This is a genomic window from Rheinheimera oceanensis, from assembly GCF_018831085.1.
In the GTDB taxonomy this organism is placed as follows: Bacteria; Pseudomonadota; Gammaproteobacteria; order Enterobacterales; family Alteromonadaceae; genus Alishewanella; species Alishewanella oceanensis.
This window is the reverse complement of record NZ_JAGPNM010000003.1, coordinates 277438-300141: the sequence shown is the minus strand read 5'-3', so window position 1 is coordinate 300141 and position 22704 is coordinate 277438. Positions and strand designations below refer to the sequence as shown.

At 48.4% G+C, this 22704-nt stretch carries 20 protein-coding genes, 3 tRNA genes and 1 other RNA gene; 11 read left to right on the top strand and 13 right to left on the bottom strand.

From position 1 onward, the window contains the following. Window positions 1–249 precede the first annotated feature (249 nt). Window positions 250–957 carry a hypothetical protein gene (locus J3B89_RS09540; RefSeq protein ID WP_215397300.1) on the bottom strand — a complete coding sequence of 236 codons (708 nt, stop codon included), beginning with the start codon at window positions 955–957 and terminating at the stop codon, window positions 250–252. Window positions 958–1356: 399 nt separating this feature from the next. On the opposite strand from J3B89_RS09540, the gene J3B89_RS09535 reads away from it, so the two are divergent. Continuing rightward, a complete protein-coding gene (locus tag J3B89_RS09535; protein WP_215397299.1) occupies window positions 1357–3009 on the top strand; it encodes an ATP-dependent nuclease in 1653 nt (550 codons plus the stop codon). Continuing rightward, complete coding sequence (locus J3B89_RS09530; protein ID WP_215397298.1) at window positions 3006–4130, top strand: UvrD-helicase domain-containing protein; 1125 nt, start codon at window positions 3006–3008, stop codon at window positions 4128–4130. The genes J3B89_RS09535 and J3B89_RS09530 overlap by 4 nt, the downstream gene beginning before the upstream one ends. Window positions 4131–4361: 231 nt before the next feature. Here the strand turns inward: J3B89_RS09530 and J3B89_RS09525 are convergent, their stop codons facing one another. Further along, a complete protein-coding gene (locus J3B89_RS09525; RefSeq protein ID WP_215397297.1) occupies window positions 4362–4661 on the bottom strand; it encodes a HigA family addiction module antitoxin in 300 nt (99 codons plus the stop codon). Between the two features lie 141 nt (window positions 4662–4802). Between J3B89_RS09525 and J3B89_RS09520 the strand changes: the two genes are divergently transcribed. Beyond that, window positions 4803–5306, top strand: coding sequence for a DUF4231 domain-containing protein (locus J3B89_RS09520; RefSeq protein WP_215397296.1), 504 nt, complete (start codon window positions 4803–4805; stop codon window positions 5304–5306). Window positions 5307–5432: 126 nt separating this feature from the next. Here the strand turns inward: J3B89_RS09520 and J3B89_RS09515 are convergent, their stop codons facing one another. From J3B89_RS09515 to J3B89_RS09485, 7 genes are all read right to left on the bottom strand, one after another. Next, window positions 5433–5657 (bottom strand): toxin-antitoxin system HicB family antitoxin, encoded by a 225-nt coding sequence (locus tag J3B89_RS09515; protein WP_251372324.1) that lies wholly within the window; start codon window positions 5655–5657, stop codon window positions 5433–5435. A gap of 162 nt (window positions 5658–5819) precedes the next feature. Continuing rightward, entirely contained in the window at window positions 5820–8711 is a 2892-nt protein-coding gene (gcvP, locus tag J3B89_RS09510; RefSeq protein ID WP_215397295.1) for an aminomethyl-transferring glycine dehydrogenase, read from the bottom strand. A gap of 104 nt (window positions 8712–8815) precedes the next feature. Further along, window positions 8816–9202: a glycine cleavage system protein GcvH gene (gene gcvH, locus J3B89_RS09505; protein ID WP_215397294.1), complete on the bottom strand. Its 387-nt coding sequence runs from the start codon at window positions 9200–9202 to the stop codon at window positions 8816–8818. Between the two features lie 56 nt (window positions 9203–9258). Then, window positions 9259–10338, bottom strand: coding sequence for a glycine cleavage system aminomethyltransferase GcvT (gcvT, locus tag J3B89_RS09500; protein WP_215397293.1), 1080 nt, complete (start codon window positions 10336–10338; stop codon window positions 9259–9261). Between the two features lie 189 nt (window positions 10339–10527). Then, window positions 10528–11751 (bottom strand): FAD-dependent monooxygenase, encoded by a 1224-nt coding sequence (locus tag J3B89_RS09495; RefSeq protein WP_215397292.1) that lies wholly within the window; start codon window positions 11749–11751, stop codon window positions 10528–10530. Window position 11752: 1 nt separating this feature from the next. Further along, window positions 11753–12949 carry a 2-octaprenyl-6-methoxyphenyl hydroxylase gene (gene ubiH, locus J3B89_RS09490; RefSeq protein WP_215397291.1) on the bottom strand — a complete coding sequence of 399 codons (1197 nt, stop codon included), beginning with the start codon at window positions 12947–12949 and terminating at the stop codon, window positions 11753–11755. Next, on the bottom strand, window positions 12950–13531 hold the full coding sequence (locus tag J3B89_RS09485; RefSeq protein WP_215397290.1) for a UPF0149 family protein: 582 nt from the start codon (window positions 13529–13531) through the stop codon (window positions 12950–12952). Between the two features lie 195 nt (window positions 13532–13726). Between J3B89_RS09485 and ssrS the strand changes: the two genes are divergently transcribed. The 4 genes from ssrS to serA all read left to right on the top strand — a co-directional run bounded on the left by ssrS (window position 13727) and on the right by serA (window position 16804). Then, window positions 13727–13911, top strand: a non-coding RNA gene (gene ssrS / locus J3B89_RS09480) — 6S RNA. A gap of 36 nt (window positions 13912–13947) precedes the next feature. Then, entirely contained in the window at window positions 13948–14568 is a 621-nt protein-coding gene (locus J3B89_RS09475) for a 5-formyltetrahydrofolate cyclo-ligase (RefSeq protein WP_215397289.1), read from the top strand. Between the two features lie 270 nt (window positions 14569–14838). After that, window positions 14839–15495 (top strand): ribose-5-phosphate isomerase RpiA, encoded by a 657-nt coding sequence (gene rpiA, locus J3B89_RS09470; RefSeq protein WP_215397288.1) that lies wholly within the window; start codon window positions 14839–14841, stop codon window positions 15493–15495. A gap of 82 nt (window positions 15496–15577) precedes the next feature. Continuing rightward, window positions 15578–16804, top strand: coding sequence for a phosphoglycerate dehydrogenase (gene serA, locus J3B89_RS09465; RefSeq protein ID WP_215397287.1), 1227 nt, complete (start codon window positions 15578–15580; stop codon window positions 16802–16804). A 55-nt stretch (window positions 16805–16859) separates the two neighbouring features. Here serA and J3B89_RS09460 read toward each other — a convergent pair whose 3' ends face one another. Both J3B89_RS09460 and gltX read right to left on the bottom strand, forming a co-directional pair. Next, complete coding sequence (locus J3B89_RS09460; protein WP_215397286.1) at window positions 16860–17657, bottom strand: DUF481 domain-containing protein; 798 nt, start codon at window positions 17655–17657, stop codon at window positions 16860–16862. 168 nt (window positions 17658–17825) lie between these two features. Continuing rightward, window positions 17826–19244 carry a glutamate--tRNA ligase gene (gene gltX, locus J3B89_RS09455; protein WP_215397285.1) on the bottom strand — a complete coding sequence of 473 codons (1419 nt, stop codon included), beginning with the start codon at window positions 19242–19244 and terminating at the stop codon, window positions 17826–17828. A gap of 200 nt (window positions 19245–19444) precedes the next feature. On the opposite strand from gltX, the gene J3B89_RS09450 reads away from it, so the two are divergent. From J3B89_RS09450 to J3B89_RS09435, 4 genes are all read left to right on the top strand, one after another. Continuing rightward, window positions 19445–19520: transfer RNA gene (locus tag J3B89_RS09450), tRNA-Val, on the top strand. Between the two features lie 108 nt (window positions 19521–19628). After that, a tRNA-Val gene (locus J3B89_RS09445) sits at window positions 19629–19704 on the top strand. A 45-nt stretch (window positions 19705–19749) separates the two neighbouring features. Next, window positions 19750–19825: transfer RNA gene (locus J3B89_RS09440), tRNA-Val, on the top strand. 435 nt (window positions 19826–20260) lie between these two features. Continuing rightward, window positions 20261–21886, top strand: coding sequence for a response regulator (locus J3B89_RS09435; RefSeq protein WP_215397284.1), 1626 nt, complete (start codon window positions 20261–20263; stop codon window positions 21884–21886). On the opposite strand, the gene J3B89_RS09430 is transcribed toward J3B89_RS09435, so the two are convergent. Both J3B89_RS09430 and J3B89_RS09425 read right to left on the bottom strand, forming a co-directional pair. Beyond that, window positions 21883–22371, bottom strand: coding sequence for a DUF2919 family protein (locus J3B89_RS09430; RefSeq protein WP_215397283.1), 489 nt, complete (start codon window positions 22369–22371; stop codon window positions 21883–21885). The two genes, J3B89_RS09435 and J3B89_RS09430, sit on opposite strands and share 4 nt — an antisense overlap. Further along, on the bottom strand, window positions 22368–22703 hold the full coding sequence (locus J3B89_RS09425) for a DUF3392 domain-containing protein (protein WP_215397282.1): 336 nt from the start codon (window positions 22701–22703) through the stop codon (window positions 22368–22370). Before J3B89_RS09425 ends, J3B89_RS09430 begins: the two co-directional genes overlap by 4 nt. Between the last annotated feature and the right edge of the window lies 1 nt (window position 22704).

Sequence of the window (22704 nt, the reverse complement as noted above, 5' to 3'; positions counted from 1 at the left end):
AAAACATACAACAACTTATAGGTACAACTGCTACTTAAGCAGGCGACAAATATGGAGCAAGCTGGGTATAAATACACGACTCAAATTCCAAGTGAGATACCGAAAGTCATGTCCGCTATTTGCACTAACCTGCCAGGCGACAGAAACCAACTGGCAGAAATGAGCGAATTGCGGACGGTCAGCTTAATTTTGAGCTGCCCCTAATATTTGCCCCATCGGTGCAATGTCAGCTGATTGTTAGATTAAATTCTACAAGCTAACAACACGTATATCTTTCTTGCCCCTCCTACTTTCCCGCTTAATTTCAATACGATATAAGTCAGAAGCTGGCGCAGGTACTGGTAATCTCGGCGGAGGAGTACGTGGCTTTCTCGGCGCATCCCGCAAATATATTTCTTCTCCTTCAACATCAACCAATGGGAGATACAACTGTTTGGGAAGAAGCGGAGCTTGTTCAAATGATTGTTTGAGTTCGTTTTTGAATTTAACAGCATCGTTGAGCTCAAATCCAAAAATTCTTTCTGATTCAATCATTGCTTCGTTAATCGACAATTCACCTCTCTGAACCTTTACAAATAGTGTCTGAAGACGGGCCAGCGACTCTCCATTTCGCCTTACCCTTGGTTTCGCCTTACTCGATTGAAAAGGCGCGCCAGCGCGCTCTGCAAGATATCCACCAACCGTGCGAACTTGCTCATGGATTATTTGTAGTCCGGATATGAAGGAACCATACTGCCCAATACCAATATAAAGAACACCAAGGGTCGTAGCTATTCTCCCGACAGCCTTTATCGAACCCTCCTCTACTACCAGAGATAAAGAATAATCAGGTAGCTGCAGCTCACGGTCTACATAAAACTGCCACTCATCAAATAAGTGAGCGGAGTAGTCCTCGAATTGCCTTTTAGGGAGGCTTTTTACTCCAATATAAAAGTCCGTAGACCCTATAAGAACCATTCGAAATGTTTACTCCATTTACCTGGCAATTGTTCGACGGGTTTCCCCGCATTTAAGCACAGCTCATCCTGAAATATTGATTTAACGAACAAAACACTACACCGCTTATTAAAAATTTACAACTTATAGGCACAGATGTTATTTTCATAAACTAAAAACAACGGACATCCTGTTTCACAGGCGAGCTCAGCTTTAGGTGTTTTGAAGTTACTTCGCCAGTAGCCTCTTGTGAAAATTGAAAGCTCAAAATTGTCCGCATTACGAACATTGGCGTAATGTTTTGATAGGGGACAGGTCAATTGCTCGGTTGATATTTGACTTGCTGCTATAAATCACTATCCACCTTTCATCAAAAATGTTTTCCGAATTGATTTTGCTCAACGTGCAATGGAGATGTTAATGGTTATTACAAAGTTAATTATTGAGGGTTTTAAGGGCTTCAAAGACCGATTCTGCATCGAGTTCAATGAGTCAGTGAATATTATCGTAGGTGACAATGAAGCGGGGAAAAGTACCATCCTTGAGGCTATCAACTTAGGTTTGACGGGGTTGTATGCGGGGAAACCTGTAAAGAACAACATCAGCCAATATCTCTTTAATGATCAGTTAGTGAAGGAATATCTAGCCAGCCTTGCAACCGCAGCCAGATTGCCGCCACCAGAACTATTTGTTGAACTTCACTTTCAAAAGACGCCTGACACGGTTTTCCTAGAGGGAGATGGGAACAGCCTGAAGTCCTCCTCAGTGGGAGTTATGTTTAAAATCAAGTTTAACGAGGACTATAATGCTGCCTATGAAGCTCTCTTGAAAGCAGGTGATATTAGAACGTTGCCTATTGAGTATTACGATATTGAGTGGAAAAGCTTCAGCAGAGACGCACTCTCGTCACGCAGCATCCCCCTCAAGTCTGCATTTATCGATTCATCCTCAGTCAGAGGTAATAATGGATCAGATGTTTACATAAGCAGAATAATCAAGGACTTGCTGACGGACGATGAGGTCATTAGTGTTTCTCAGTCGCACCGTAAAATGAAAGAAGCCTTCATATCAGACGAATCCATCGAAATCATCAATAAGAAAATTATCAGTGCGAGCAAGATCACCAGTAAAAAGGTCACTATCTCGGTTGAACTTTCCTCTCAAAAAGCATGGGAATCAAGTCTTATTACCTGCCTAGATGATGTTCCGTTTAACTACATTGGAAAGGGCGAGCAAAGTATTGTGAAGACAAATTTGGCGCTCTCGCACAATAAAGCAAAAGAATCGAATGTCATTCTGATTGAAGAGCCTGAGAATAACCTGTCACATACCAAGCTTAATCTGCTCATCAAGACCATAAAAGACAACTGTAAAGGTAAACAAATCATCATTACGACTCATAGTAGTTTCGTTGCGAACAAACTCGGTCTTGGTGATCTGATTTTTCTCTCGAACCGCAAGACGACGAAGTTGGATTCGTTAACACAAGGCACAAAAGAGTTTTTCGAAAAGATTGCGGGCTACGACACTCTTCGAATGGTTCTGTGTAAGAAAGCTATTCTGGTTGAAGGCGATTCTGACGAACTTGTGGTTCAAAAAGCCTACATGGATGCAAACCAAGAAAGACTGCCCATTGAGGACGGGATAGAAGTAATTTCCGTGGGAATTTCGTTTCTGAGATTTCTGGAAATTGCTGCGATTATCGACAAACCTACCTGCGTCGTAACGGACAATGATGGTGATATTGCCGCAATCCAGAAAAAATACAGCGCCTATTTAGATGCGAATAAAAAACCACACATTGATATCTGTTTTGACCCGGTTGTTGATACCGGTAAGCTGATGGTGGGTACAAAAACATACAATTACAATACGCTTGAGCCTAAATTGCTGAAGGCCAACAGTAGAGAAAAACTTAATACCGTTTTAGGGACTACACATGCTTCTGATGATGAGTTACTCATTTACATGCGAGCGAATAAAACAGATTGCGCATTGAAGGTCTTTAATTATACGAATACTGCGGCGCTCAGCATCCAGTATCCGCAGTACATACTGGATGCGATCAAATGAACAAAGTCATCATCGCCTCTGCTGGAGCGGGTAAAAGCACCTTTGTGGTCAGTGAAGCATTAAAGGCAGCCACTTCAGGCAAGCGTATTTTGATTACCACATTCACCGAGGCGTGCCGGGATGAAATAAATGTCAAAATCATTAAAGAGAATGGATATGTTCCGCCTAATTTGTATGTGATCACTTGGTTTTCCTTTCTGATTAAACACTGGATAAAACCTTATCAAGGGTGTTTATTTGATTTTGATATCAAAGGCATGCTCCTTTGCAGCAGCAAATCAGGTGCAAAACCTTTTAAGTTCGCAGGGAGACCCGTCTATTGGGGGGAAAAGGATTTTAGGCAGCACTATTTCAGTTCTGATTTTAAGCTTTACTCCGATAAAATGGCCAAACTCTCGCTTCGCTGTGATGAGAAGTCAGGAGGAAAAGTCATCGCTCGACTGGCATCGTGCTTTGATGAAATTTATGTGGATGAGGTTCAGGACCTAGCCGGTTACGATCTTGAAATTCTCCAAACATTGTTCAGGTCACCCATTAAAATAACGCTGGTCGGCGACCCTCGCCAGGCCACTTACAGTACCGTTAATACGGAGAAAAATGCAAAGTACAAAAAGGCTGCCATTATAAATTTCTTTGATGACAAGGCGGCAGGGGTGATCGTCGATGATAACATGTTGAATGAGAACTATCGGTGCTTTCACGAAATCAATGACTTTGCCAATAAACTTTATCCTGCTTTTGCCCCTTCAGTCTCTAACGTTCGCGAAATATCCGGTCACGACGGAGTCTTCCTGCTGCCTGAAAAATTACTGGGTCACTACCTAAAAACGTATACTCCTGTGCAGTTGCGCTGGGATAAAAGGCGCACTGTAGATGAACGTTATCCTGTTTTTACCTTTGGTACATCTAAAGGTCTGACATTTGAACGTGTGATCATCTTCCCTACCGAACCTATGCTGAAGTGGATTCAAAATAATAACACTGCACTCGCCAATGATTCACGAGCCAAATTGTATGTCGGTCTGACTAGACCTGTTAAAAGTGTTGCGATTGTCTTCAATGATTGCGTGGCTTTTAACTCTAATGGAATTAAAATTTACAACTCAGAGCATGACCATTAGGGGCTAACAATTTTACTTTGCTTTATGTTATCACTGAGTAATGTTGAAATGTCCGCTTTTGGCACTTAGTGGACATCACGGACTAAGAACGATGGAGTCAGCATCATTGATATTTCTGCTGGCAACATTCCCCAACAACGCAGCCGCTGCTGATTGTTGTACAGAATGAACTAAAGATAACTGCTATTAAGCAACAAGAGCCAGCGCTATCTGGCAGAGCTATGTTCAAGTTCAAGCCGCATAAGGTGAAATATCTTTACTGATTTGCTCACCACTTAGTTGCTCAGCCAGTTTAAGGTCGTATATCGCCTGCAGATTAAGCCAGCTTTGGGCATCGCCGCCAAAATAGCGAGCCAGGCGCAGTGCCGTGTCAGCAGTAACACCGCATTTTTCACGCACTATTTCGTTGTTCCGTGCCGGTGTTACCCGTAGTGCCTGCGCCAGAGCATTGGCACTCATATTTAGTAGTAACAAATAATCTTCACGCAATACTTCACCAGAGTGTACTGCGCGCATGCCGTTTTTAAACATAACTCCCCCGTTAGTGATAATCGATCAACTGCAAGCTTGCTCGCAGCCAATACCGGCATAAAATATGTATATAACATTTTTCGTATTTCACTGATGTACTACTTTTAGTAAACCATCTAACTATAACAAAAGGGCTATGAAATGAAGTTTGATCCAATTCTTGATTACACAGACGATGATGAAGAGTTCGAATCTTACTACCGGATAGTACAGTCAAAAATTGTTCAGAGTTACAACTGGTATAAAAAACAGTCACATGCGCCGAGGATCCTCTTCCGGATTACTGGTCTGATCGTTATTGTTTTTTCTATAACGATCCCTGTGGTTTCTGCAAATACAATTGAGGGCAAAGATATGTACATCACTCTAATGGCCATGACTATTGCGATATCCTCAGGCTTCAACTCTTTTTATAGATGGGGCGAGAAATGGCAGAGCTTTATTCGCTCCGAATTAGCTATTTTGCACTTAATTGGCTTGTGGCAGGTTAGCTTAACGTTCGCAAAAAAATTAGATACTGATAAAGAACGCTATGAAGCAGCCGGAAAAGCAACAGAGCGTTTACTGGAAGAAGTAGGGAAAATTGTCTCAACCGAGACAGTAGAATATTTCAGTAAAGTTGACTGGCCAAAGAAGCAAGACTAGATCAGTTTGCCCACCTGATCGATAGGGTCAGGTTCATTGATATTTCTAACATCCTATCCTTAGAACTGCACAATAAAAACCCGACACACCGGTCGGGTTGTCTGTTACTGAATAGCAGCCGAACGCTTAATCAGCCAACTCCAGCTTTTCTAACTCATCTAGCAGCGCCAGCCCCTGAGTTGCTTTAGCTCGCGCTGCACGTACCTCAAACCTGACTTGGGCATCATATTCAGTCAGTGCAATCGCAGATAGCTCTTCTATAAGCTTATTAACACTGATATTACGGCTTTGCGCCAGGGCGTTAAGCCTGCTGGCTTTATCATCCGGCATTCTGATAGTTAGCTTTTTCATACCAGGCTCTTTACCGGCAGCCACATTAGCCAATGTATGCTTATTTGAAACGTTAGAACAGCTTAGCTTTAAAGAATACACACCGCAATTGCCAATTTACGCCATAAAAAACCCCGGCACGCTGGCCGGGGTTTTCGTTGTTACTGCATAAACGCTAAGCGCTTACCGATACGCTTCCGGGCTTGGGCAGGAGCAGATCAGGTTACGGTCGCCATATACGTCGTCGATACGGGTTACCGTTGGCCAGAACTTGTTCTCTGCCACGAAGCTTGCCGGGAAGGCAGCGTACTGGCGCTCGTAGGCGCGGTCCCATGCCGGGTCGAAAATGTCTTGCATGGTATGCGGTGCGTAGGCCAGTGGGTTGTTATCCACTGTCCACTCGCCGGCTTCTACCTTGGCAATTTCAGCGCGGATGGTGCTCATCGCTTCAATAAACTTATCCAGCTCGGCTTTGCTTTCTGATTCTGTTGGTTCAATCATCAGCGTACCGGCTACCGGGAAGCTCATTGTTGGTGAGTGGTAACCAAAGTCCATTAAACGCTTGGCAATATCCATCTCGGTAATGCCGCTGGCTTCTTTAAGCGGACGAATGTCGATAATACATTCGTGCGCTACCCGGCCGTTGGTACCGCGGTACAGTACCGGGAATAACGGGTCGAGTTTTTTCGCCATGTAGTTTGCGTTCAGGATGGCGTATTGCGTAGCTTGTTTTAAGCCCTCGCCGCCCATCATGGCAATGTACATCCAGCTGATTGGCAATATACCGGCGCTACCAAACGGTGCTGCTGATACCGCGCCGTTATCGCTACCGGTGCCAGCAATGCTTACCACTGCATGGTTAGGCAGGAACGGTGCTAAGTGGCTTTTCACGCCAATAGGGCCCATGCCGGGGCCGCCACCGCCGTGTGGAATACAGAAGGTTTTATGCAGGTTTAAGTGCGATACGTCTGAGCCGATAAAGCCAGGTGCGGTTAAGCCTACCTGAGCATTCATATTGGCGCCGTCCATATACACCTGGCCGCCGTAGCTGTGAATAATATCGCACAGCTCACGGATACTCTCTTCAAATACACCGTGGGTAGATGGATAAGTCACCATAATGGCGGCTAAGCGGTCGCCTACTTCGGCGGCTTTGGCTTTTAAATCGTTCATGTCGATATTGCCGCGCTTGTCGCACTCTACCAGTACTACGTCGTAGCTGGTCATCGCGGCAGTAGCCGGGTTAGTACCGTGCGCCGATACCGGAATTAAACAGATATTACGATGGCCTTCGCCGCGGCTTTCATGGTACTTACGAATTGCCACCATACCGGCGTACTCGCCCTGCGCACCCGAGTTTGGCTGCATCGAGATATTGTCGTAACCGGTGATGTTTACCAGCCAGTCGCCCAGCTGGTTAATCATCTCGTAATAGCCTTCGGCCTGGTCGCGCGGCACAAACGGGTGCAAGGAGGCAAACTCAGGCCAGGTGATGGGGAGCATCTCGGCCGTGGCGTTTAGCTTCATCGTGCATGAGCCTAACGAAATCATCGAGTGGTTTAATGATAAGTCTTTGTTTTCCAGCTTTTTGATATAACGCAGCATCTCAGTTTCACTGTGGTACTGGTTAAATACCGGATGGCCCAGCACGCTGTCGTTACGCACTAAATCGGCCGGAATAGACTTGCTACCGTCTTTAACGATAGCCGCATCCAGCGTATCCACGTTTAAGCCGTGGCCTGCGCCCAGTACGATATCAAACAGCTCAGCAATATCAGCGCTGTTAGTGGCTTCATGGAAGCTTACCGCTAACGAGTCAGCTACGTCGGTACGCAGGTTAACACCGGCCGCTAAGGCACGGTTGATAACGTCAGCACGGTTAGCCACTTTAAAGGTAATGGTGTCAAACCAGTGGCGGTTTACTAATGCCACACCTTTGGTTTGTAAACCGGCAGCGAAAATATCAGCACTGCGGTGAATACGACGGGCGATATTTTTCAGCCCCTGCGGGCCGTGGTACACGGCATAGAACGACGCCATATTGGCCAGTAATACCTGGGCAGTACAGATGTTCGAGTTGGCTTTTTCGCGGCGGATATGTTGCTCGCGCGTTTGCATCGCCATACGCAGTGCCTGATTACCGCGACGGTCTTTCGACACGCCGATAATACGGCCCGGCATAGAACGCTTGTAGGCATCACGGGTAGCAAAGAAAGCTGCGTGCGGGCCGCCGTAGGCCATAGGCACGCCAAAACGCTGGGCGCTGCCCAATACTACATCGGCGCCTAATTGGCCTGGCGCCTTTAACAGCAGCAGCGCCATAGGATCGGTAGCCACGGCTACAATGGCTTTTTTTGCCTGCAACTGCGCAATTAATTCGCTGTCGTTACGGATCTCACCGTTAGTGGCCGGGTATTGAATTAAGGCACCAAATACATCGTGCGCGGCAGCGTCGGTCGCTTTGCCTACTACGATGTCAAAACCGAACATTTCGGCGCGGGTTTTTACCACGTCGATAGTCTGCGGGTGCACATCGTCGCTGATAAAGTACAGGTTAGACTTGCTCTTGGTTACGCGCTTGGCCAACGCCATAGCTTCAGCGGCGGCGGTGGCTTCGTCCAGCAACGAGGCACTGGCCAGCTCCATACCGGTTAAATCCAGCGTTAATTGCTGGAAGTTTAACAGCGATTCTAACCGGCCCTGGGCAATTTCCGGCTGGTATGGCGTATAAGCGGTGTACCAGCCCGGGTTTTCCAGCACATTACGCAGGATAACATTCGGCGTTAACGTCGGGTGATAGCCCATGCCAATGTAAGATTTGAACATTTTGTTCTTTGCCGCAGCTTGCTTTAGCACAGCCAGCGCATCGGCTTCAGTGCGGGCCGGGCCTGTAGCCAATGGCGTAGTCAGGCGGATATCGGCCGGTACGGTTTGGGCAATCAGCGCTTCAATGCTGTCTACACCCAGCTCATTTAGCATGGCAGCGGTTTCTGCCGCGTCCGGGCCGATATGGCGCTGAATAAATTCGTCGTGGTTCGCAAGTTGCGACAGGGTTTTCACAGCGGAGTTGGTCATGCCTTGAATGTCCTGGTAAGGTTTCGTTGCTACTAAAGTTAAGCCCCGTGGCTGAACAGTTAACTGGTACGGGCACGGGGCTTAAATGGATTGACTATGCTGGCTTACTCGTCGATAGAGTTTTTGTAACCGGCTGCGTCTAACAGCGCTGACAACTCGGTGGTATCAGACACTTTAATTTTAAACATCCAGCCATCTTCGTACGGGCTGCTGTTTACCAGCTCTGGTGCATCGGCCAGTGCTTCGTTAACTTCTACAATTTCACCAGACAGCGGCGCATAAATATCAGAAGCGGCTTTTACTGACTCGGCTACGGCACAGTCATCGCCCTGGGTTACAGCATCGCCCACTTCCGGCAGTTCAACAAACACCATATCACCCAGCAAGCCCTGGGCGTGTTCAGTAATACCTACAGTGTAGATACCGTTGCCTTCGTCGCGCGCCCACTCGTGGCTGCTGGCGTATTTCAATGTGTTAGGAATTGAGCTCATTGTTTAATCCTTAGCTGGTGTCTTTTATTTAATATAGTTTTAATTACTGTCACAGTTTAGATGACTTTCTTACCCATGCGCACGAAAGCAGGTTTAACCACTTTAACCGGCACCATCTTACCGCGAATATCAACTTCGGCTACCTCGCCCACCGTAGCAGGTACCCGCGCCATCGCAATACTGTAGCCCAGCGTAGGAGAGAAAGTACCGGAGGTAATTTCACCTTCGCCGCCGTCAACCACTACCCGTTGGCCGTGGCGCAATACGCCTTTTTGCTCCATTACCAGGCCAACCAGTTTGAACGTACCTTCGGCTTTGTGCTGCTCAAGTGCTTTACGGCCGATAAAGTTACGTTCTTGTGGTGCCCAGGCGATAGTCCAGCCCATATTGGCCGCCAGAGGCGATACCGTTTCGTCCATATCCTGGCCGTATAAGTTCATGCCGGCTTCTAAACGCAGGGTGTCACGTGCACCTAAACCGGCCGGCGCCACACCAGCATCCAGCAATTTTTGCCAGAAACCGGCAGCTTGCTCGTTTGGCAGGGCAATTTCGTAACCGTCTTCACCGGTGTAACCGGTAGTGGCAATAAATAACTCGCCGGCCTGCACACCAAAAAACGGCTTCATACCGGCAACAGCAGCTTGCTGCTCAGCAGTTAATAAGGTGGCTACTTTAGCTTTAGCATTCGGGCCCTGTACGGCAATCATGGCGAACTCCGGGCGCTCGGTAACGCTTACACCAAAAGCACCGGCTTCTTTAGTAATGTGAGCTAAGTCTTTTTCACGGGTGGCCGAATTAACCACCAGACGGAAGAAATCTTCCTGCAGAAAATACACAATTAAATCGTCAATTACGCCACCGGCTTCATTTAACATGCCACTGTACAGCGCTTTGCCCGGCACGGTCAGTTTTGCTACATCATTTGCCAGTAAATAACGTAAAAAGGCGCGGGTGTCTGCGCCTTTTAAGTCAACAATAGTCATGTGAGAAACGTCGAACATACCAGCGTCGCGGCGTACCGCGTGATGTTCTTCAATTTGAGAGCCGTAGTTGATTGGCATGTCCCAGCCGAAGAAGTCGACCATTTTGGCACCGGCTTCGAGGTGTTTGCCATGTAACGCAGTTTGATTAGCCATTGTTATGTCCTGCTTAATGTAAGGCCCGCACGGCGCCGGAAATTCAGCGCAGCTGCTTGGTTTTAGTTAACTTAAGCAGCATCAGCGGATAAAAAGGCGCCCGGATTATAACGCAAGGCTACCGTTGCCAACAGCCCCAGATTAATTAGTTTTTGTAATGCGACAGCCGTAATAACCAAAAAAACTAACTCAGGCACGCCGCGCCGTTTTGGCCTGTGGCCTGGCCAGTTTAGGCAAGTCACCACTGTTGCCAAGGGCTGCAGCAATGATCTGGCCTTTTAGCCACGGCAGTTGGTTAACGCTACTCATACCAACAGCTCTTACCAGCTTTAGTAGCGGCTGCGAACTGCTGAAACCACGCTTAAAAGCTTCCATAGCTGCAATCAGGGTTTGCGCCTCAGCCTTACGCCAGCGCTCATAACGGCGCAGCATGCGGTTGTCGGTAAAGTCTTTATTATTGCTAACATATTCACTGATTAGTTCTGCTAATGCAGTAACGTCCATCAGGCCTAAATTCATGCCCTGGCCGGCTAGCGGATGAATGCTGTGCGCCGCATCGGCCACCAACACCACCCGGCCACGCAACCAATTGGTGGCATAGCGCATTTTCAGGCCAAAAGCTGTGGGCGCATTGTGCAGTTGCAGTACTCCCAGCACACTGTTACTGGCAGCTGTAAGCGCCTGATTAAAGGCGTTGTTGTCCATTGCCAGCAGCTCTGTGGCCCGTTCAGGGTGGCAGCTCCAGACAATAGAACATTGTTGCGGATCAGGCAGCGGTAACAATGCCAGCGGCCCGGTTGGCAAAAAGACCTGCCTTGCGGTGTTCTGGTGCGGCTGTTCAGTATTAATGGTGGCAACTATGGCCTGCTGCTCGTAATCCCAATGAGTAAGCGGCAGTTGCATCGCCGTGCGTACCATAGAATTTACGCCATCGGCACCTACCAGCAACCGGCTTAACAGCAATTGCTGCTGGTTAATATTAATCAGTACATCACGTTCGCTTTGCACCAGGCTGTTAATGCTGCAGTTAAACTCAAAGCGTACATTGCTGAGCTGCTGCAATTGCTGATACAAAGCAACACGGATTTGCTCGTTATCGCAAATCCAGCCTAGCTCAGCTAACCGCTCGGTGGCAGCATCAAACTCAATACGGGCAAAGCTGTCGGCATCCCACACCTGCATGCGGTTATAGCTTTGTGCCGTAGCAGCAATAGCAGGCCAGGCACCAATGTGGCTAAGCACCCGCTGCGATGCCAGGTTAAGCGCGCTAACGCGCTGATGGTTAATATTGCTGCTATGCGGCGCGCTGCCCTGTTCCAGTACAACAATTTGCAGGCCAAGTGGTGCCAGCAATAAAGCCAGCGTTAAACCGGCGCTGCCTGCCCCGACAATAGTAATATCCACATTTTGCATGTTAACTCCGCAGCCCCATGGCTTGTTCGGCCACCGGGCGTTTTAATTCATCGCAAAGAGTCATGGCCAGTAAACCGGTGTTACGTGCCAGCGCCATTAAGCGCGAGCGGTTAGAAAAAATACGCACCAGGGCATCGGTGGCAGTGGTTACGGTATTGATATCTTGCTGGCGGGCCTGCTGGTAGGCGCGCAGCATGGCATAACCGCCAATATCGTGCGGCGCAGCTGTAACCTGGCGTACCAGCTCGGCAATATCGCGCAGCGCCAAATTAAAGCCCTGGCCGGCAATCGGGTGTACATTGTGCAAACTGTTACCTAGCAGCGCTGTGCGATGACGCACTATATCACCGCTGACACGCAAACTAAGCGGGTAACATGCCCGTTTACCTGCCCCACTGAAGATACCGGCGCGATAGCCAAATGCCTGCTGTACTTGTGCGATAAAAGCAGTGTCATCAAGCTGCATCAATCTATCTGCATCCTCAGGGCCGGCGGTATACACCAGCGAATAGCGCTGGCGGGTAAGCGGTAACAATGCGATGGGGCCATGTTCAGTAAAACGCTCAAACGCCGTATGCCGGTGCCCCTGTGCTAATGCCAGATTGGCAATCACTGCATGCTGCTGATACTGGCGCTCCTGCACACCAAAACCTGCCAGGCTGCGGCTGGGCGATAAACCACCTTCGGCAATCAGCAGTAATTTGGCTTGCAGCACGGTACCGTCATTTAATGTCAGCATCTGCTGCTGTTGCGTTGACGCTATTGCAGTAAGGGTATTGGGGGCAAAGCGCTGTAACTGTTTATAACCAGCCTGCTTTTGTGCCAGCAACGCGCCTAAGTGCTCTACTTCCAGCACATACCCCAGCGCCTGTTGCTGGTATTCCGCCGCACTAAGCCGGGTTTTACCGAAATGGCCGCGATCAGATACGTGAATATGCTCAATGGCGCAGGCTTTAGGCTTAATGTCAGCCCAAAGCCCCCATTGCTGCAGCAAATCAACACTGGCTGCAGCCAGCGCTATACTGCGGCTGTCAAAACTGGCCTGGCTGACAGTTTCTGCTTGCTGCTCAATAATCGCCAGCCTAAGCGCCGGGTTAGCCTGCAGCAATGCCCAGGCCAGAGTACTGCCAGCCATACCGCCGCCACTAATCACAATATCAAACAGCGGTAAATCTGAAGTTACAGCAGTCTGTGTCATTTAATGTAATGTCTTATTGCCGATGGGTTTAGGGCTGAATTTTTGTCCCACTTCGGTATAACAGGCCAAAGCCATAATACGGATATGCTCCAGCACCAGAAAATACGCTTCTTCGTTTTCTTCGCTGCTGCCATCATCAGTGGTGTGAATATCAATACGGGTGACTTCACTCAGTTGATCCAGTGCTTCGCGTACATCGTCAGATACCAGCGATAGATCCGTTTGCTGTACGGCAAAACCAACCAGAAATGCCTGGGTCCATTCGACCATCGCATCCAGCCGCTCTGGCAGGCTGTCGTCGTCGCTTGGTAATAACATGCTGAAACTAAAATCGTTTTGTGCCAGTTCTTTGTGGGTAAGCTCAATTAGCCCGGCAACATGTTGCTTAACCTCTGCCGGTAATGCCTGGCCATCGTTAAGAAAATCGTGCAGCACCGGTAGCAACTGTTGCGCATCGGGCTCTACTCCGGCACTTAATAAACCGGTAATTAAACCATGCACTTCTGCAGCAGACGCCATAACATAAGCCTGATCCAGCTTATAGGTCCACTCGTCGTAGGTTAATAAAAAAGGGCTGCTCATATAACTGTTCGTGCTGTGATTACCTGCCTTTATGCTACCACCCCGGCGAAAAAGCGCCAACCTTCGCACTGCAGTTTTAATAACGGCTTAAAGCGTAAACAAAAGTTGCTGCAAAACCATGCAACTAACATCGGCAGGCACAAAACTGCGATGAATAACCTTATACAGAGCAAACTGCGGTGTTATACTCAAGCCTGTTCTCTGGATTGTTAGTGATCAGGTGGATGTCCCTGAGCCGATAATTGTTTTTAACCAGGGATTCTTCTGCGCTGCCAGTGTGCAAGCCCGGCCCGTACCGGGAAGCCTGAGGCAGCCATCTGACTCCCGCCTTGAACCTATGGTTCAAGGGCTAACACCAGACACGGCAATTTGGAGAACCTCTTTTATTCTGCCGCCATTCAGGCATACTTATTTGCATGACAAGTACCATACCCAAGCCAGCTTTGCCCGACACAACAAGCCAGCGCCAGCAACTGAGAAAAATCATCCGTACCCAAAGGCAACAGCTTAGTGCTGAGGCGCAGCAGCAGGCTGCTACAAATTTAGCCACAGAGGTGCTTGCCAGCGACATTATTGCGCTACGCCAGCATATAGCACTGTATTTAGCCAATGACGGCGAGCTGGATACCTATCCGCTTATTCAGGCCCTTTGGCAGTTGGGTAAAAGCGTGTATCTGCCGGTATTGCATCCCTTTGTAGCCGGTTATTTGTTGTTTGTACGCTACGATAAAAACACCCTGCTCTACCCGAATAAATTTGGCATACCAGAGCCTTTAGTAGCTTGTCACAGGCTGATGCCAGTGCAGCAGTTGGATATTATTTTTACGCCGTTAGTCGCCTTTGATGCTGCCGGTAACCGCCTGGGGATGGGCGGCGGTTTTTATGATCGCACTTTGTCGCAACTGCCACCAGACAGCCACTGTCAGGTTATCGGCCTGGCACATAACTGCCAGCAGGTAGATGCCGTGCCAGGTGAAGCCTGGGATATTCCGCTAAAGCAGATTATTACGCCATCAAAACATTGGGTGTTTAACTGAAACTCAGCGCTGAGGTTGTAAAAATCCGGCCACAAAGACTTTAACCGGCAAAGGCCAGAAACGCGATTTGGTCGCCACAGAGTGTCTGAGCCCTGCCGCAGGCAGTAGGGCGAGTTGCTGTGGCGAGCCAGAGGGCGTATTGTGGCCGGCGACACTTACACCTAACCCATGCCGTAAAACAGTTTTACCTTTTTCCGTTTTTGCCCTTTTGTCAGCAGGCCCTTTCGATATAATATCCATCTGTATGGCTAAACGAATTTGGAACAGCTGATGACACAAGATGAAATGAAGAAAAACGCCGCCTGGGCTGCACTGGAGTTTATTCCGCGTAATACCGTGGTTGGCGTGGGCACCGGCTCTACGGTAAATCATTTTATCGACGCTTTGGCCAGCATTAAGTATGACATTAAAGGTGCGGTGTCCAGCTCGGTACAATCTACCGAAAAGCTTAAAGCGCTGGGTATTGAGGTACTGGATTTAAACAGCATTGACAGTTTTAGTGTGTATGTTGACGGCGCCGATGAAATAAACGCGCAAAAACATATGATTAAAGGCGGCGGTGCTGCCCTTACCCGGGAAAAAATCGTTGCTGCAGTCGCTGATACCTTTATTTGCATTGTTGACCAGAGCAAGCAGGTTGAAGTGCTGGGTAAATTCCCGTTGCCGGTAGAGGTGATCCCGATGGCCAGCAGCTATGTTGCACGCGAGCTTACCAAACTCGGTGGCCGGCCGGTATTACGTGCCGGTGTAACCACTGACAACGGCAATGTGATCCTCGATGTACACGATTTAACCATCAGCAACCCGCTTAAACTGGAGCAGCAAATTAATAATATTGTCGGTGTGGTTACCAATGGTATCTTTGCGCAGCGCGCCGCTGACATGGTATTGGTAGGCAGTGCCACAGGTACACAGGTTATTCGCTAAATAACAGCTCAAGGCCACGAAAAACTATAACAATAATAACTAACAAACTGATTTTACTTTTAATTTATTGAAGAGATGTGACATGGAAAAATTTTCGCTGGCCAAAGACAAAATTAAAATATTGTTATTAGAAGGCTTGCACCAAAGCGCAGTGCAAAGTTTTAAAAACCAGGGTTATAGCAATATTGAGTATTTAAAAACGTCCCTGCCGGAAGACGAGCTGATCGAGCGCATAAAAGACGTGCACTTTATCGGGATCCGCTCGCGCACCCAACTGACCGAAAAAGTACTGGACGCCGCCGGTAAACTGGTCGCTATTGGTTGTTTTTGTATTGGTACCAACCAGGTAGATTTAACCGCAGCATTAAAGCGTGCTATTCCGGTATTTAATGCACCGTTTTCCAACACCCGCTCGGTAGCCGAGCTGGTGCTGGGGCAAATTATTATGCTGCTGCGCGGTATTCCACAGCGTAACGCCGCCGCCCACCGTGGCGAATGGCAAAAAACAGCCAACAACTCTTTTGAAGCGCGCGGTAAAACCCTCGGCATTATCGGTTACGGCCATATCGGCACGCAGCTGAGCATTATGGCTGAGAATATAGGTATGCGCGTGCAGTTTTACGATATAGAAGACAAACTGGTGCTGGGCAATGCTACCCAGGTTAATTTTAGTACCTTGTTAAAAACATCAGACGTGATCAGCCTGCATGTGCCAGAGACAGCACAAACCAAAAATATGATTGGTGAAGCTGAGCTGGAATTAATGAAACCCGGCAGTATTTTAATTAATGCCTCACGTGGCACAGTGGTGGATATTGATGCGCTAACCGAGGCACTGCATAACAAAAAGCTGGCTGGCGCCGCTATTGATGTGTTTCCGGTTGAGCCTAAAGGTAATGATGAAGAGTTTATCTCGCCACTGCGCGTCTTTGACAACGTGATCCTAACACCACACATCGGTGGCTCAACCCAGGAAGCACAGGAAAATATCGGCTTTGAAGTGGCCGGTAAAATGGTGAAATACAGTGACAACGGCTCAACGCTTTCAGCAGTGAATTTCCCGGAAGTATCACTGCCGGAGCACAAAGGCCGTTCACGCTTGTTGCATGTGCATAAAAACCAGCCCGGTGTACTGACCAAAATTAACGAGGCTTTTGCCAGGCTGAATATTAATATCGCCGGCCAGTACCTGCAAACCAATGCTGATATTGGCTATGTGGTTATAGATATTGATTCAGACGATGTTGAGCAGGCGTTAAATGAGTTGAAAGCAATACCCGGCACCTTACGCGCCCGTGTATTACACTGATTTTTCAGCAGTAAAACTCAAAGACAAAAAAGCCGGTTTTCACCGGCTTTTTACATCAGAATGTATACACCAGCGAAGCCGACGTTTCAGTGTCCGTTTGCTTGCGATCCCCTTCGGGATCAGAGTTAAACTTAACCACGAAATTAAACCGCATTGACAAACTACCTGCCAGTTGCGCCGTTACACTGCTGCGGCTTAACAGGGTCGAGTTTTCACCATTAAGCGACATTGTACTTTCCAGTGTCTGGCGAAACTTGGTGGTATCATACATCTGATAATCCAGGTTTGCCGCAAGATACCAGATCAAACCGGTATTGGTGTTACCCGACGCCGCTTCCTGATGGCCAAAACCAGGGCCGGTTTCCAGATCGAAGTAGTCGCTTTGTTTTTCATAAATCCTGTTACCATAACCTACCACCAGAGAAGCCTGCTCTTTAAAAGCACCAAACTTATCATGCAGGTAGGCTCCACGGCCAAACACTGTTTGCCTGCCGGTAACAATTTTGTAGTTACTCTGGCCGGTAAGGCCATAACGGCTGGCGGTCGTAACCTGATTTTTGTCGCCGGTGCTGGCATTGGTAACATTGTTTTTTTGCAACAGGCTTTGTAAATGATAGCGGTTACGAAAATACTCCAGTTCGTGCACCAGCTCACTATTCGCCCTGATAGCAAAAGAATCAGTGTTACCTGACGTCAGCAAAAAGCCCAGCTCCACATCACCTGTCACCGTACCAAAGAAGCCGATTGGCTGCAGTGGCTCTTCGCTGCTGGGTAAGTGTTCTGTTTCGCTCGCTTGTACCCCATACAAGCAAAGCATCAGCACAGCGCTGATACCTTTGTAAAAAGAAGGCATTATTCCGCTTGGTCACTCCTTTTATATAAATTAGTTACCCATGAGTCGTATTGCCATCCCGGTTGTTATTATTTGTTCCCTGCCTCTCGGCATTTTTATTGTATCAGCCCAAATACCCCTGCCCAGTGATACTGAACCGGGTTATCCGGGCTTTTAACGCTAAAATGATTATTGCTCTGTTTCTGCCGCACGCTGCTGTACTGCAGCAATTGCCTTTTGCAACCGCGCCAGGCTACGCGTTTTGCCAATCAGAGCCAGCGTAATATCCAAAGCCGGTGAATTTCCACCACCGGTAACAGCCACCCGCAGTGGCATACCAATTTTACCCATGCCCACACCCAGCTGCTCTGCCGTGGCGTTGATAGCATCATGAATGGCCGACACTGACCACTCGCTTAATGCATCCAGTTTGGCTGCAACAGCCTGTAAAGGTTCCAGCGCTACCGGGCGTAAATGTTTTTTTGCCGCTTCTGCATCAAATTCGCTGAAGTCTTCATAGAAATAGCGGCTTACCTCTACCATTTCTTTAAGCGTTTTTACCCGCTCGGCTTGCGCTTTTACCAGCTCAGTTAACGCCGGGCCATTGCTGGTATCCAGTTTTTGCCCGGCAAGATGCCACTGCAGTTGTGCTGCTACCTGCTCTGCCGGCAGGGTTTTCATATAATGCTGGTTTAACCAAATCAGTTTGTCGGTGTTAAATGCCGACGGAGCACGGTTACAGCTGTCCAGATCAAACAGTTGAACCAGCTCGTCTTTGCTGAAAATTTCCTGATCGCCATGTGACCAGCCCAAACGCACTAAATAGTTAAGCAAGGCCTCGGGTAAAAAGCCGTTATCGCGGTACTGCATTACACCCACCGCACCGTGGCGCTTGGATAACCGCTTACCATCATCGCCCAGAATCATTGGCACATGAGCATATTTTGGGATGTCGGCCCCCAGCGCTGCCAGAATATTCATCTGCCGTGGTGTGTTATTAACATGGTCATCACCGCGGATCACGTGAGTTATACCCATTTTCCAGTCGTCCACCACCACGGTAAGGTTATAGGTAGGAGTGCCGTCGCTGCGGGCAATAATTAAATCGTCCAGTTCGCTGTTGGCAATTTCAATACGGCCTTTTATTAAGTCGTCAATTACCACAGTGCCGCTTTGCGGGTTTTTAAAACGGATAACGAAAGGTTTATCCGCCGGGTGATCGGTGCGGTCACGCCACATACCGTTATAGCGCGGTTTTTCACCGGCTGCAGCTTGCGCTTCGCGCATAGCGTCAAGTTCTTCTATGGTACAAAAACACTTATAGGCCTTACCATCAGCCAGCAGTTGTGCAACCACTTCTTTATACAGATCAAAGCGCTTGGTTTGGTAGTACGGGCCTTCGTCGTAATCCAGCCCCAGCCAGGTCATGCCTTCTAAAATAGCATCAACCGACGCCTGGGTAGAGCGCTCTAAGTCGGTATCTTCGATACGCAGAATAAATTTTCCGCCGTTCTTTTTGGCATATAACCAGCTGAACAAGGCAGTACGGGCACCACCAACGTGTAAATAACCGGTTGGGCTTGGAGCAAAACGGGTAACAAGAGACATAGTTTATCCATCACAGTGCAATAATGGCGGCTATTGTAGCAACGCCGCGCGCCGGATGCACCCGCTAAGGCGGAGCGGCAGCCACTGTTTTGTGCTAAAGCAAGGCAGAATGTTTACTTTTGCAGCAGGCAAACCACAATTGCCAAAATAATGTTGACAGCTTTTTCATGCTCCCTATAATGAGCGCCATCAAACAGCGTGGATTGTTAGCTCAGCTGGGAGAGCACCGCCCTTACAAGGCGGGGGTCACTGGTTCGAACCCAGTACAATCCACCACTTGATGTCTTATCATGAAAAGCACCGCCCGCTCTTCACGACGAGACGGTGGACACTGATTAAAACCCAGTACAATCCACCAAATTTGATGTAAAAGACTTATCCCATGGATTGTTAGCTCAGCTGGGAGAGCACCGCCCTTACAAGGCGGGGGTCACTGGTTCGAACCCAGTACAATCCACCAATTGATGTCTTATAATGAAAGTTTGATGACAAATTGATATCCCATGGATTGTTAGCTCAGCTGGGAGAGCACCGCCCTTACAAGGCGGGGGTCACTGGTTCGAACCCAGTACAATCCACCACTTCCTGATAAAACCATAGCAAAGCACCGCCCTCTCTTTACCAAGACACGGTTGCCACTGCTCCGAACCCAGTACAATCCACCACTTCCTGATAAAACCATAGCAAAGCACCGCCCGCTCTTTATTAAGACACGGTTGCCACTACTCCGATTCCAGTACAATCCACCACTTCCTGATAAAAACCATAGCAAAGCACCGCCCGCTCTTTATTAAGACACGGTTGCCACTGCTCCGCCCCCAGTACAATCCACCACTTCCTGATAAAACCATAGCAAAGCACCGCCCGCTCTTTATTAAGACACGGTTGCCACTGCTCCGAAGCATTGCATGCCACCCCAGTACAATCCACCAAATCCTTTGATATTTCCCTGTTCTGTATTGTTAAAAAGTTGCTATAGTAGCTTCAATACTCTGCCTGGGATCTGTTTTGCCTCTATGGAACCTGCCGTTAAACGCGACGAACGCATCCTGATAATTGATGATCAAAGCCTGAGCCAGAGTTTTTTGCGCTATGCGCTGGAACAATTAGGGTATCAGAACATTGCGCTGACTGACCGGGCTCAAACCGCTCTGCAACTTTGCCGGCAAAATAGCTACGACTTAATGATCTGTGATTACAACCTGTCTAAAGGCAAAGATGGCTACCAATTATTTGATGAATTAAAAAGCCGTGGTTTACATAAACCAGCTTGCGGCGTGATTTTTATCAGCGCAGAAACAGATCCCGCGCTGGTACACAGCGTACTGGAATTGCAGCCAGACGAGTTTATGGCTAAGCCGTTTGTTATCCGGGATTTACAGCAGCGTATTGAGCGGGTGCTAAAACGCAAGCAGTTGCTACGGCCGGTTTATGATTTGCTGGAACAAAATGCGCTGGACAAAGCATTACAGCATATCAATATTCAACTTGGTAAAACTGAACTGCATAAGCTGTTTCCACTGCTGCTTAAAATTAAGGGTGATATTTTACTGCTGCAAGCCAACTGGGACGAGGCCAGTGTGTTTTTCGCTGCCATGCTACAAATTCAGCCATTTAGCTGGGCCAGAATTGGCCAGGTGCGCTGTTTATTGCAACAAGGCCATGAACAACAAGCTTTTGCTGAACTGGAGCAGATGCTAAAACGGCAGGAAACCAGGCTGTTTGCTCTGGACAACCTCAGTGAGTTGGAGTTTCGCCAGCAGCATTACCAGCAGGCTCAACAACATATTCTGGCCGCTGCTAACATAGCGCCGCGTAATTTACTGCGCCAGCAAAAACTGTTGCAGTTATCACGGCTGAATCACGATTACGAAATTCAATACCGGGCAGCCCGCGATATGGTTAAATTTGCCCGTAACTCAATTTATGAAGAACCCGATTTATATCTGAATATGGCACGCGCCAGCATAGACTTCGCCCTTAGCACTGAAGACACTGAACAGCAGTCCCGGCTTAACCGCCAGGCCACGTTGTCACTGAATATGGTGCAGCACCAATTTGCCAATCATAAACTGACCGGGCAACAGCAGGTGTTACAGGCCCGGCTCATGTATTTACAGGATCACCGTGATAAAGCCCGGCAATTGCTGGCAGAGCTTGAACCGCAAGCTGAAATTACCTCACTGGAAGATGCGCTGGATAAAGCCAAAGCTCTGCATGAAGTGGGCTTAGCCGATGCGTCCAGACAACTGTTCCGGCAGATCACCGAACACTGTCGTAAACAACAGCCTGAGCAGATATTTATGCAATATCTGCAACAGGAGCAGCAAGAGCGTGAACGTATGCCACAAGGCCCCAGAGAGCTGAATAACAATGCAGTACGCCTGTACCAGCACGGTAACTGGCAAGAAGCCTTTGCCGCTTTTGTTATGGCCGCCCAGGTTATGCCGAAAAACGCCGGGATAGCGCTTAACCTGCTGCAAACACTGTTAACCGCACCCCGCCCGCTTTGCCCGCCACAGCAGCGCCAGAGCCTGCTGCAGCAATGCCAGCAGCTGATTGACAGCAGTAAACTCAAAGCCGGACAACAGGAACGCTATCTGCAATTAAGACAAAAGTATTTAGACGAAACCGCCGTTTAAGATTTACTCTTGCTGCTATCCGGCTCTGGCCATTCGGCAAACACCGCTTTAAGAGTGCGCGAGCGCAATAACCACAGACAGCCAATAAATAACAAAACCGGCGATAAAATACGCCAGGGTGCGTCCAACATAACCTGAGAAGGTAAATGCAGTATGGTGAGCAGCAGATCCACCGTTGCCACCGTTAACATCAAACCACGGCCAAAGCGCCAGATATGGCGCCATCCGGCATAGCCTTTCGGTTTGCGCTGGCTAAGGGCAGCTATGAGCAACAGCAGCGGGGCAGCCACCGCGCAGGCGAGGATAAAATCAGCCTGGCGCGGATAAAACAGCGCCAGCATATCGCGCTGTGCCTGCGGCAGGGTTAATACCAGCACCCAGCAGATATAAGGCCGTAATAGCAGTAGCAATAACCAGTAAAAACGCAGCGGCACTTTATGCAGGCCGTTATCGTCCAGCACCGGCCATAGCGGTTGTGGCGTCATAACTGGCGCTTACGTTGTGCCAGTATGCCCAGCAGCGTAAAAATAGCCAGACAAACCCAGGGCAACCACAGGTTGCCTATTCGGCCAAGCTGGCCTGCTACCAATGGTGTCAGCAATATTGTCAGGGCGCCATAACCAAAGGCGCATAACAGAATAAAAATACCGGTACGCCAGATAAAATGCATATGGGCAATCTGGCGGCGTACAAAGCGGTTTAAATCATCACCAAATACCACCAGACAGGTTGCGACCATAGCCAGGGCAATATCCCGTACATAAGGCCGGAAAAAACTGCCCCAATCCAGTAACAACTGATAAAGAAAATCCGGCATC